1 protein-coding gene is annotated in these 252 nt (G+C 40.5%); it reads left to right on the top strand.

All coding sequences use genetic code 11. The features are described from left to right. The coding region (locus tag PZC42_RS25040; protein ID WP_498041217.1) for an LCP family glycopolymer transferase at nt 1–252 on the top strand (252 nt) is incomplete at both ends.

Genomic DNA, 252 nt, shown 5'->3' with positions numbered 1-252 from the left:
TATCACTTGGGTTAATTGTTGGGGTTGTATTTTTGTCGGTTGTTGCTTATTTCTTTTATTTATACAAATCTGTAACGGACACAGTTCAGGAAATGCACGAACCATTTTCGCCCTCTCGAGTTGTTGATCTAGAGAGCCGAGAACCACTTTCATTTCTAATAGCTGGTGTCGACTCAAGAGGCGATACCCATGCTGGACGTTCCGATACGATTATCGTGATGACTGTCAATCCGAATGATCAATCAATTAAAA

This window comes from Isoptericola croceus (genome assembly GCF_029382255.1).
Lineage (GTDB): Bacteria > Actinomycetota > Actinomycetes > Actinomycetales > Cellulomonadaceae > Isoptericola > Isoptericola croceus.
The sequence above is the reverse complement of the archived record's forward strand: the minus strand, read 5'-3'. Positions and strand labels throughout refer to the sequence as shown.